Below are 10,315 nucleotides of genomic sequence, written 5' to 3'. Positions count from 1 at the left end.
GCGTGCGACGGTGGCGCCGGGGCCGGCGGGGTCCGGGGGGCCGTCGCCGTTCCAGGTCAGCGTGACCGTGATCGCCGCCTTCGCCTCGCCGTCGGCCAGCAGCCCCACCACCTTGCCGGCCTTGGCCGTCAGCTCGATGCCGAACTCCACGCTCACCTCGTCCGGCCGCACCGCGCGCAGCGGGCCGGACAGCGACCGCGCGACACCGGTGATCAGCGAGTGGAGGCTCTCCACGCTCGCCTCCACGCGTTCGGCGAACCCGGTGTCCGTGAACGACAGCTCCCCCGACGGCACGTCCAGCTCCTCCGCCGCGGACACCCGGGCCCAGACCGGCGTCCCGTCGGGCAGCTGGATTCGGGCGACCCGCGTGGTCCCACTGCTCGTCCCGTGGCTCGTCTCCCGGTTCATCGCTCTCCCCCGTTCCCCGTGGCAGCCCGGCGGCCCGGAAAGCCGCGGGCTCCCTGCGCCTATCATTTTTTTGTCACGTCGCGGCTTCCCGGACGAAAGGGTCGCACCTCTCTTCTGTTCGCAAGGAGGGGTTCTTCCCGTCCGGAAGCGGCCCTACCCCTGCACTGACCGACGGAGCACGATCCATGTACTTCACCGACCGAGGCATCGAAGAACTGGAGAAGCGGCGCGGCGAGGAAGAGGTCACCTTCGAGTGGCTCGCCGAGCAGCTGCGCACCTTCGTCGACCTGAACCCCGACTTCGAGGTCCCGGTGGAGCGACTGGCGACGTGGCTGGCCCGGCTGGACGACGAGGACGACGAGTAGGGCGAGCGGGACGCCGGGTTCCTCGGGCGGCTCGCTTCGCTTGGGCGGGTCCGCCCGGCTCGGCAGGCCCGGGCGGCCCGGTTCGGCGGGCGGCTCACTTCGGTTCGGCGAGTGCGCCCGGCTCGGGTTGCCTGGCGGCTCGCCTCGGTTCGGCAGGCCCGCCCGAACCGGTTCCTCGGGCCACTCGCTTCGGTCCAGCAGGTCCGCCCCGCTCGGTCTCCCGGGCGCGTCGCCTCGCTGCGGCGAGCCCGAGGGGCGGGTTCGGCAGGCCCGGGCGGCCCGGTTCGGCTCCGCCCGGCGTGGGTTCGGCGCGCCCGTCGGCCCCTCGGTACGGCATTCCCGGCGCCCCGTGCGCCACGAGCAGCAACGCCGCCGCCTCCAGCCCGGCATCGACCGGCTCGGCGCCCTCGCCTGCCGCACCGCTCACCCGACGCAGCGTCTCCTCCCCCGCGACGCCCCCGTCACGGCGTCCCCCGCCGCACCACTCACCCGCCACGGCGTCCTCCGGCAGCACCGCTCCCCGTCCTCTGCCCCACCGCTCCCCCGCCACGGCGTCCCCCCGGGCACCAGCCGGGCACCAGTACGCTCCCGTGCCGGCCCGCGGGGGCGAAGTGCCGTCCGCTCGTGGCGCAGCGGGGCGAGAAGGCCGACGGGCTCCGGCTCGGCGCGGCAGCAGGGCCCAGGTGGCGGATGCGGCGGCCCCGGAGCCGCGCCGGAACGCGTCCATCGGCACGCCCGCACGCCGGGCAGTCCGCCCCGTGACGCCCGGCGACGAAGCCAACGGACCGGGTCGTCGTCCGCAGTCGCCCGAAAGGGTGCCTTGACTTCCGGCGGCCACGATATATCGTGTTTCCCAGAGGACGCGATATGGCGCGTCGCGACCGTGTATGGCCGAGGAGGTCACCATGTCCGAGTGGTCCGTCGACGAGCCCCGGAAGCTCACCTTCGACACCCCCGTGCGCGACCTCCACGTCCGCATCGTCAACGGAACGGTGAACGTCGTGGGCACGGACGAGGGTTCCGCCCGGCTGGAGATCTCGGAGATCGAGGGCCCGCCCCTGGTGGTGACCGAGCGGCGCGGCACCCTCACGGTGGCCTACGACGACCTGCCCTGGAAGGGCTTCCTGAAGTGGCTCGACCGCAAGGGCTGGCGCCGCAGCGCGGTCGTCTCCCTGGCCGTCCCGGCCGACACCCGCGTGGAGGTGGGCGTGGTCGGCGCAGGCGCGGTCGTCTCCGGCATCCGCGGCCAAGCGGTGGTCAAGGGCGTCACCGGCGACACCACCCTGGTCGGCGTCTCCGGCCCGGTCCGCGCGGACACCGTGTCGGGCAACCTGGAGGCGCAGTCCGTCACCGGCGAGCTGCGCTTCAACTCGGTCTCCGGAGATCTGACCGTGCTCGACGGCTCGGGCCCGTCCGTGCGGGCCGACTCCGTCAGCGGCGCCATGATCATCGACCTCGCCCCCGACGGCCCGACCGACGTCGGCCTCACCAGCGTCTCCGGCGAGATCGCCATCCGCCTGCCGGATCCGGCCGACACGCAGGTCGATGCGAACACGGCGAGCGGCAGGATCTCCAACGCGTTCGACGGGCTGCGCGTGCAGGGCGACTGGGGCGCCCACAGGATCACCGGCCGGCTCGGGGCGGGCACCGGACGGCTGAGGGCCACCAGCGTCTCCGGCTCGATCGCCCTGCTGCGCCGCCCGCCGCGCGAGGCCGAGGACGACACCGGGTGGGAGGCCGAGCCGCCGCGGCACCCCGACGCCGCGAGCGCACCGCACTCCGGCCCGGGGGACGATTCTGCCGCCGGTCCGGGCGGCGAAGCCGGTGACGCCCCGGCCGACGGCACGACCGACAAGAAGGTGCTCTGACATGCCCCCCGTGTTCGCCCACGGCCGCCTCCGCCTGTACCTGCTCAAGCTGCTCGACGAGGCACCGCGCCACGGCTACGAGGTGATCAGGCTCCTGGAGGAGCGCTTCCAGGGCCTGTACGCGCCCTCGGCGGGCACGGTCTATCCCCGCCTGGCGAAGCTGGAGGCCGAGGGCCTGGTCACGCACACCACCGAGGGCGGCCGCAAGGTGTACGCCATCACGGACGCCGGCCGCGCCGAACTGGCCGACCGCAGCGAGGAGCTGGCCGACCTGGAGCTGGAGATCCGCGAGTCCGTCGCGGAACTGGCCGCCGAGATCAGGGCCGACGTGCGCGGCGCGGCCGGCGATCTGCGCCGGGAGATGCGTGCCGCCGCCTCCGAGGCCCACCGGGGCGCCAGGACCGGCGCGGGCACCTTCGGGGAGTACGGCGACCTGGGCGACAAGGAGGCCTGGCGGGCCGCCAAGGAGGAGATGCGCCGGGTCAAGCAGGAGTGGAAGGAGCAGGCCCGCCGCGCCAAGGACGAGAGCCGGCGGGCGCGCGAGGAGGCCCAGCGGGCCCGCCGCCAGGCCCAGGAGGCGCAGGCGCGGGCGCGGGCCCAGGCGCAGGAGGAGATGCAGCGCATCGCCCGCCGGGTCCAGGACAAGGTCCAGGACCACTTCGCCCGGGGCGACTGGCCGAAGGGCGTCCGCGAGGGCCTGACCGAACTGGCCAAGGAGTTCGGCGACTTCGGGAAGGACGTCGGCAAGGAGTTCGGCAAGGACCGGGGCTTCGCCCGCACCGCGGAGGGCCCGGACGGACCCTCCGTGACCTGGGAGGACGTCCCGGCCGAGTACGAACCCTCCTGGGCCCACGAGGACTTCACCGGCGATCCGGCCCGCGACCTGGACCGCCTGCTGGACCGCTTCCGCGACGACATCCGCGACGCGGCCCGCGACCACGGCGTCAGCCCCGCCCAGCTGCGCGACACCCGCCTCCACCTGTCCACGGCGGCGGCCCGCATCGCGGCGGTGCTCCGCGGGCCGGAGTCCTGAGCGCGGCGGCGGGACACGCTGCGGCGCCCCGGCCGGCGGCCGGAAGCGGCGGGCCCGTGTCCCGCCGAGCCCGCCGCGCGGCGGCCCGCCGGAGCGTCAGGCGTTGGTGAGCACGATCTTGCCGAACTGTCCCCCGGACGCCAGCCGTTCGAAGCCCTCCCGGGCCCGGTCCAGCGGCAGCTCCTCGTCGATGACGGGCCGCACCCCCGTCGCGGCGCAGAAGGAGAGCAGGTCCTCCAGCTCGTCCTTGGTGCCCATGGTGGAGCCGACCACCTTCAGCTCGAGGAAGAAGATCCGGGTCAGCTCGGCGTGCGAGGGCCGGTCACCGCTGGTGGCTCCGGAGATGACGACGGTCCCGCCCGGCCGCAGGGACTTGATCGAGTGGGACCAGGTCGCGGCACCCACGGTCTCGATCACGGCGTCCACCCGCTGCGGCAGCCGCGCCCCCGGCTCCACGGCCTCCACGGCCCCGAGCTCCACGGCCCGCTTCCGCTTCGCCTCGTCCCGGCTGGTGGCGAAGACGCGCAGCCCTGCCGCCCTGCCCAGCACGATCGCGGCCGTGGCGACGCCACCGCCCGCGCCCTGCACCAGGACCGAGTCACCGGGCCGTACGCCGGCGTGGGTGAACAGCATCCGGTACGCCGTCAGCCACGCGGTCGGCAGACAGGCGGCCTCGGCGAAGGACAGCTCCTTGGGCTTGGGCAGGACGTTGAAGGTCGGCACGGCGACCTGCTCGGCGAAGGTGCCCTGGTAACGCTCGGTGAGGATGGAGCGCGGCTCGTTCGGGCCGACGCCGTGGCCGGTCTGGCCGATGACGGAGTGCAGGACGACCTCGTTGCCGTCCTCATCCACCCCGGCCGCGTCGCAGCCGAGGATCATGGGCAGCCGGTCCTCCGTGAGGCCGACGCCCCGCAGGGACCAGAGGTCGTGGTGGTTGAGGGAAGCGGCCCGCACCTTGATGGTGCTCCAGCCGGGACGGGCCTCGGGAGCCGGGCGCTCCCCCAACTCGAGGCCGTTGAGCGGCTGGTCGCGGTCGATTCGGGCGGCGTAGACGGCGAACATGGCTCGACGATAGGTGGGCCGGTCAACCGACGGAACCGCGGGGGCCTGTGACACATGCCCACTTGCGCAGCGCCACCCATGCGGCGCAGACCGGCACCACCGCCGGGAGCGCCCCGCCGCGCACCGGACCGATCGGGCCGGCCCGGAAGGAACCGGGTGAAAAAGAGATGGCCCCGCCCGAGGGAACCGGGCGGGGAGGAAGGGGCCCCACCCGAAAGAACCGGGTCGGAAGGGTCGGCCCCAACCGAACAAACCGACCCAAAGAGAATCGACCCCCCGAACAAACCCAGGCAGGGAAGAATCGGCCCCACTCGAACAAACCAGGTAGGGAAGAATCGGTCTCGCCTGAAAGTACCGGGTCGAAAAAGAAGAAGCCCCGCCCGGACGGACGGGGCCCTTCGGTGCGACGTCAGCGACGGGCGACGCCCTCGGCCCGTGCGGCCGCGGCCACCGCCGCGGTCACCGCGGGAGCGACCCGCTCGTCGAACGGCGACGGAATCACATAGTCGGCGGCGAGGTCGTCCCCGACCACCGCGGCCAGGGCCTCGGCCGCGGCGATCTTCATCCCCTCGGTGATCCGGCTGGCCCGCACCTGCAGCGCGCCCGCGAAGATCCCGGGGAAGGCCAGCACGTTGTTGATCTGGTTCGGGAAGTCCGAGCGCCCGGTCGCGACGACCGCCGCGTACTTGTGGGCGACCTCCGGGTGCACCTCGGGGTTCGGGTTGGCCATCGCGAACACGAAGGCGCCCTTCGCCATGGAGGCCACGGCCTCCTCGGCGACCGTGCCGCCGGAGACGCCGATGAAGACGTCCGCGCCCGCGAGGGCGTCCTCCAGCGAGCCGGTGATGCCGGCCTTGTTGGTGAACCCGGCCACCTCGCGCTTGACCGGAGTGAGGTCCTCCCGGTCGGCCGTGACGACGCCCTTGCGGTCCGCCACCGCCACATCGCCGATGCCGGCCTCGATCAGCATCTTGGCGATGGCGACACCGGCCGCGCCGGCGCCCGAGATGACGGCGCGCAGCTGCCCGATCTCGCGCCCGCTCAGGCGCGCCGCGTTGCGCAGCGCGGCGAGCGTCACGACGGCCGTGCCGTGCTGGTCGTCGTGGAAGACCGGGATGTCGAGGCGCTCCTGGAGCCTGCGCTCGATCTCGAAGCACCGGGGCGCCGAGATGTCCTCCAGATTCACTCCGCCGAACGAGGGAGCGAGCCGGACGACGGTCTCGACGATCTCGTCCACGCCGGTGCAGTCGAGCGCGATGGGCACCGCGTCGACGCCGCCGAACTGCTTGAACAGGATCGCCTTGCCCTCCATCACGGGGAGGGAGGCCTCGGGACCGATGTCCCCGAGTCCGAGCACCGCGGTGCCGTCGGTCACGACGGCGACCACCGAGGACTTCCATGTGTAGTCGTTGACCAGCTCCGGTTGCTCCGCGATCGCGGTGCACACGCGCGCGACGCCGGGCGTGTACGCGAGGGAAAGGTCGTCCTTGTCGCGGACCGGCACGGTGGCCTGCACGGCCATCTTGCCGCCGCGGTGCAGCGCGAACACGGGATCGAAGGAATCGAGGGGCTCGGCCCCGCCGTCCTGATCCGCTGTGTTGTCGCTGCGAGGATTGACGATCTCCGCTGCCACTTTGTTCTACCCCTTAGGTATGCATGGTTTGAGGGTCGACCACTCCTGGTGAGGGGTGGGCGGGCACCGCGCACGGCCCGATTGCGGATACGTACGGGTCATACGCGACGGGCGCGCCGCACACGCGCCCTGAGCCCCGGATGAGGGGTGTAAAGAACCTTCTTACCGGACGGACGGTGCCCGCACGAGTCCATTAGGTGCAAGGTCACATCCAGGAACCACAAAGCCACAGCCAGGTGACGCGCCGCTGACGTGCGGGCCGCCCCTGCCCTGACCGTCCGCCAGGGATGCGCGCAGCGGGGCTCGACTGGGGCTCGAACGCGGCGAAAACGGCGTTTTCCCACCGTCCGCATCGCGAGACACACCGAAGGTTTTCCGGCCGAAAGGCACGATTCCCGCAGATGGTTCGGCACTCAAGGACCAGGGATGTACCGACCTGATGGGGTTCGGGGGTCACCCGTTATCCGATTTTGACATAGTCGGGCACCTGGATGGCGCAGTCCGAATGGCAAGATGCCGTAAACCCCACCAGGTCGCGACACCCGATGGTGTGTGTACTCGGCGACCTGTCGGCACACTCTTCGCTCACGCCGGAGGAACCCACGATGACCGCAAGCTCCACCCGTCGTACCACCGCTGCGCACTCCAGGCTCGCTGCGGTCGGCGCCATCGCGGTCGCCGGTGCCCTGCTGCTCACCGGTTGTGGTGACCAGACGAAGGGCAAGAGCAACGACTCCGTCAGCAGCGGCGCCAAGAGCAGCGCCCCGCTGGCCGACAAGCTCCCCAAGGACATCCGGAGCAAGGGCGTGATCGAGGTCGGCTCGGACATCGCCTACGCCCCGGTGGAGTTCAAGGACTCCTCCGGCAAGGCCGTCGGCCTGGACCCGGACCTCGCGGACGCCCTGGGCAAGCAGCTCGGCGTGAAGCTCGAGTTCAAGAACGGCACCTTCGACGCCCTGATCACCGGTCTGCGCTCGAACCGCTACGACATCGCCATGTCCGCGATGACCGACAACAAGAACCGCCAGGAGGGCGTCGACCCGGACACGGGCAAGAAGGTCGGCGAGGGCGTCGACTTCGTCGACTACCTGACCGCCGGTGTCTCGATCTACACCCGCAAGGGCGACACCCAGGGCATCACCAGCTGGTCGGACCTGTGCGGCAAGAAGATCGCCGTCGAGCGCGGCACCGTCTCGGAGGACCTGGCCAAGCAGGAGGCCAAGAAGTGCCCGAGCAGCAAGAAGCTGACCATCGAGGCCTTCGACGACGACCAGCAGTCCCAGACCCGACTGCGCTCCGGCGGTGTGGACGCCGCCTCCTCCGACTTCCCGGTGGCCGCGTACGCGGTGAAGACCTCCGGCGGCGGCAAGGACTTCCAGATCGTCGGCGACCAGGTCGAGGCGGCCCCGTACGGCATCGCCGTCTCCAAGAGCAAGACGCAGCTGCGCGACGCCCTTCAGGCCGCGATGAACGCCATCATCAAGAGCGGCGAGTACCAGAAGATTCTCCAGAAGTGGGGCGCCGAGGACGGCGCCGTCAAGGAATCCGTCATCAACGGCGGCAAGTGACCCGCGGCAGCGGCCACTGAGAGGCAACACCCGTGACTGACATCGAGAAGACGGCCGGGGAGCGAGGCGCTCCCCCGGCCCGCCCGGAAGCCGTCAAGGCCATCCCGGTCCGACACTACGGACGCTACGTCTCCGCCGTCGTCGCCATCGCGATCCTCGTCGCGATCGTCTACGCGTTCGGCCAGGGCAAGATCAACTGGCACGCGGTACCCGACTACTTCTTCGACCACCGGATCATGACCGGCGTCGGCAAGACCCTGCTGCTGACGGTCCTGTCGATGCTGATCGGCATCGTCGGCGGCATCGTCCTCGCCGTCATGCGGCTGTCGAAGAACCCGGTGACCTCGTCGATCTCCTGGTTCTACATCTGGTTCTTCCGCGGCACGCCGGTCCTGGTCCAGCTGTTCCTGTGGTTCAACCTGGGCCTGGTCTTCGAGTACATCAACCTGGGTCCGATCTACAAGAACTACTGGTCGGACTTCATGACGCCGCTGCTGACGGCGCTGCTCGGCCTCGGCCTGAACGAGGCCGCGTACATGGCGGAGATCTGCCGGGCCGGCCTCCTCGCGGTCGACGAGGGCCAGACCGAGGCGGCCCACGCGCTGGGCATGAGCCACGGCAAGACCCTGCGCCGGGTCATCATCCCGCAGGCGATGCGCGTGATCGTGCCGCCGACGGGCAACGAAGTGATCAACATGCTGAAGACGACCTCGCTCGTGGCGGCCGTCCAGTACCCCGAGCTGTTCCGCTACGCCCAGGACATCGGCCAGAACTCCGGCGCCCCGGTGGAGATGTACTTCCTCGCCGCGGCCTGGTACCTGATCATGACCTCGGTGCTGAGCGTCGGCCAGTACTACATCGAGCGGTACTACGCCCGCGGCTCCAGCCGCAGCCTCCCGCCGACCCCCTGGCAGAAGGTGAAGGCCAACATGTTCTCGCTGGGCCGTCCGAGGGGAGCGGTGGGCGTATGACCGACAAGCCGAGCACGACGCAGGACACCCCGCCGGCCGCGGCCGTCCCCATGGTCCGGGCGGAGGGCGTGCACAAGTCCTTCGGGCACGTGGAGGTCCTCAAGGGCATCGACCTGGAGGTCAAGCCGGGCGAGGTGTTCTGCCTCATCGGCCCCTCCGGTTCGGGCAAGTCGACCTTCCTGCGGTGCATCAACCACCTGGAGAAGATCAACGCCGGGCGGCTGTACGTCGACGGCGAGCTGGTCGGCTACCGCCAGCAGGGCGAGAAGCTGTACGAGCTGCGTGACCGCGAGGTCGCCATGAAGCGCCGGGACATCGGCATGGTCTTCCAGCGCTTCAACCTGTTCCCGCACATGACCGCGCTCGAGAACGTCATGGAGGCGCCGGTCCAGGTCAAGGGCCGGAGCAAGACGGAGGCCCGGGAGCGGGCCATGCAGCTGCTGGAGCGCGTGGGGCTGGCCGACCGGGCCGGGCACTACCCCTCGCAGCTCTCCGGCGGCCAGCAGCAGCGAGTGGCGATCGCCCGGGCCCTGGCGATGGACCCGAAGCTGATGCTGTTCGACGAGCCGACCTCGGCCCTGGACCCGGAGCTGGTGGGCGACGTCCTGGACGTCATGCGCGACCTCGCCCAGTCCGGCATGACCATGGTCGTCGTCACCCACGAGATGGGCTTCGCCCGCGAGGTGGGCGACAGCCTGGTGTTCATGGACGAGGGCGTGGTGGTCGAATCCGGTCACCCGCGGGACGTGCTGACCAACCCGCAGCACGAGCGGACCCAGTCGTTCCTGTCCAAGGTGCTGTAGGCGCACGGAACACACGAAGAGGGGCGGTACGGATCTCCGTACCGCCCCTCTTCGTGTGCCCCCGCTACGGCAGCAGCTGGGGCTCGAGCGCCAGTGCCCGCACCTGCGCCCGGGTCAGCGGGAACGTCGTGAGCACCGGGCCCTGCGAGCCCCGGCCCAGGAAGCCCGTCCAGTCACCGATGGCCAGTGCGCTGCCGTCGCTGCGCAGCAGCCGTGCCTCCAGTCTGGTTCCGGTGTACGTCGGCTGGTTGGCCTTCATGCCGGACCACTGCAGGATGCTCAGCAGGCCGCCGGCCACCTTCTCGCTGGTGCACCTGGTCAGCTCGGGCGGCTGGTGCGGCAGCGCGCAGGGATCCTGCTCCACTCCCTTGGCCTTGACCGCCTTCGCCGGCATCACGCGCACGGTGACGTACCCGACCCCGTCCTTCCGGGCGATCGCGTAGTCCCCGTCGTACGGCCCCACGTCCTTCGGCAGCGGCGCGTTCGGCACGCCCTTGATCAGCCGCAGCAGCGAGACCTCCCGGACGTTGCCCACGCCCGGCGGCAGCAGCTTGGCGAACCCGGCCGCACCGCCGCCGAACTCGCCGGCGGTCGGCGCGGCGGC

At 71.3% G+C, this 10,315-nt stretch carries 10 protein-coding genes; 6 read left to right on the top strand and 4 right to left on the bottom strand.

Going from position 1 to position 10,315, the window contains the following annotated elements; all coding sequences use genetic code 11:
* On the bottom strand, window positions 1-408 hold a 408-nt coding region (locus ACLU3S_RS33010), incomplete at its 3' end, for a CU044_2847 family protein (RefSeq protein ID WP_413955662.1).
* Window positions 409-593: 185 nt separating this feature from the next.
* Between ACLU3S_RS33010 and ACLU3S_RS33005 the strand changes: the two genes are divergently transcribed.
* The 3 genes from ACLU3S_RS33005 (at window position 594) to ACLU3S_RS32995 (ending at window position 3,674) form a co-directional block, all read left to right on the top strand.
* Complete coding sequence (locus ACLU3S_RS33005; RefSeq protein WP_003992906.1) at window positions 594-773, top strand: DUF6104 family protein; 180 nt, start codon at window positions 594-596, stop codon at window positions 771-773.
* 905 nt (window positions 774-1,678) lie between these two features.
* A complete protein-coding gene (locus ACLU3S_RS33000) occupies window positions 1,679-2,641 on the top strand; it encodes a DUF4097 family beta strand repeat-containing protein (protein ID WP_413955661.1) in 963 nt (320 codons plus the stop codon).
* 1 nt (window position 2,642) lies between these two features.
* Entirely contained in the window at window positions 2,643-3,674 is a 1,032-nt protein-coding gene (locus ACLU3S_RS32995) for a PadR family transcriptional regulator (protein WP_413955660.1), read from the top strand.
* A gap of 96 nt (window positions 3,675-3,770) precedes the next feature.
* Here ACLU3S_RS32995 and ACLU3S_RS32990 read toward each other — a convergent pair whose 3' ends face one another.
* Window positions 3,771-4,736, bottom strand: coding sequence for a zinc-binding dehydrogenase (locus ACLU3S_RS32990; protein WP_413955659.1), 966 nt, complete (start codon window positions 4,734-4,736; stop codon window positions 3,771-3,773).
* A gap of 409 nt (window positions 4,737-5,145) precedes the next feature.
* Window positions 5,146-6,369, bottom strand: a complete 1,224-nt coding sequence (locus tag ACLU3S_RS32985) for an NAD(P)-dependent malic enzyme (protein WP_413955658.1) — start codon at window positions 6,367-6,369, stop codon at window positions 5,146-5,148.
* A 605-nt stretch (window positions 6,370-6,974) separates the two neighbouring features.
* On the opposite strand from ACLU3S_RS32985, the gene ACLU3S_RS32980 reads away from it, so the two are divergent.
* Genes ACLU3S_RS32980 through ACLU3S_RS32970 form a run of 3 tightly spaced genes read left to right on the top strand, consistent with a single transcriptional unit; the run spans window position 6,975 to window position 9,711 of the window.
* Window positions 6,975-7,937, top strand: coding sequence for an ABC transporter substrate-binding protein (locus ACLU3S_RS32980; protein WP_413955657.1), 963 nt, complete (start codon window positions 6,975-6,977; stop codon window positions 7,935-7,937).
* 32 nt (window positions 7,938-7,969) lie between these two features.
* Window positions 7,970-8,908 (top strand): amino acid ABC transporter permease, encoded by a 939-nt coding sequence (locus tag ACLU3S_RS32975; RefSeq protein WP_413955656.1) that lies wholly within the window; start codon window positions 7,970-7,972, stop codon window positions 8,906-8,908.
* Between the two features lie 50 nt (window positions 8,909-8,958).
* Complete coding sequence (locus ACLU3S_RS32970; protein WP_413955663.1) at window positions 8,959-9,711, top strand: amino acid ABC transporter ATP-binding protein; 753 nt, start codon at window positions 8,959-8,961, stop codon at window positions 9,709-9,711.
* A gap of 64 nt (window positions 9,712-9,775) precedes the next feature.
* On the opposite strand, the gene ACLU3S_RS32965 is transcribed toward ACLU3S_RS32970, so the two are convergent.
* A partial coding sequence (locus ACLU3S_RS32965; RefSeq protein WP_413955655.1) for a hypothetical protein occupies window positions 9,776-10,315 on the bottom strand: 540 nt, incomplete at its 5' end.

Source organism: Streptomyces sp. AF1A, from assembly GCF_047340315.1.
In the GTDB taxonomy this organism is placed as follows: Bacteria; Actinomycetota; Actinomycetes; order Streptomycetales; family Streptomycetaceae; genus Streptomyces.
Note: the sequence above shows the minus strand (reverse complement) of the source record. Positions and strands in the feature narration are given on the sequence as shown.

What these genes read in the sequence shown, in the direction of transcription:
- ACLU3S_RS33005 (WP_003992906.1), top strand. Translation starts at nt 594, where the DNA reads ATGTACTTCACCGACCGAGGCATCGAAGAACTGGAGAAGCGGCGCGGC.
- ACLU3S_RS33000 (WP_413955661.1), top strand. Translation starts at nt 1,679, where the DNA reads ATGTCCGAGTGGTCCGTCGACGAGCCCCGGAAGCTCACCTTCGACACC.
- ACLU3S_RS32995 (WP_413955660.1), top strand. Translation starts at nt 2,643, where the DNA reads ATGCCCCCCGTGTTCGCCCACGGCCGCCTCCGCCTGTACCTGCTCAAG.
- ACLU3S_RS32990 (WP_413955659.1), bottom strand. Translation starts at nt 4,736, where the DNA reads ATGTTCGCCGTCTACGCCGCCCGAATCGACCGCGACCAGCCGCTCAAC.
- ACLU3S_RS32980 (WP_413955657.1), top strand. Translation starts at nt 6,975, where the DNA reads ATGACCGCAAGCTCCACCCGTCGTACCACCGCTGCGCACTCCAGGCTC.
- ACLU3S_RS32970 (WP_413955663.1), top strand. Translation starts at nt 8,959, where the DNA reads ATGGTCCGGGCGGAGGGCGTGCACAAGTCCTTCGGGCACGTGGAGGTC.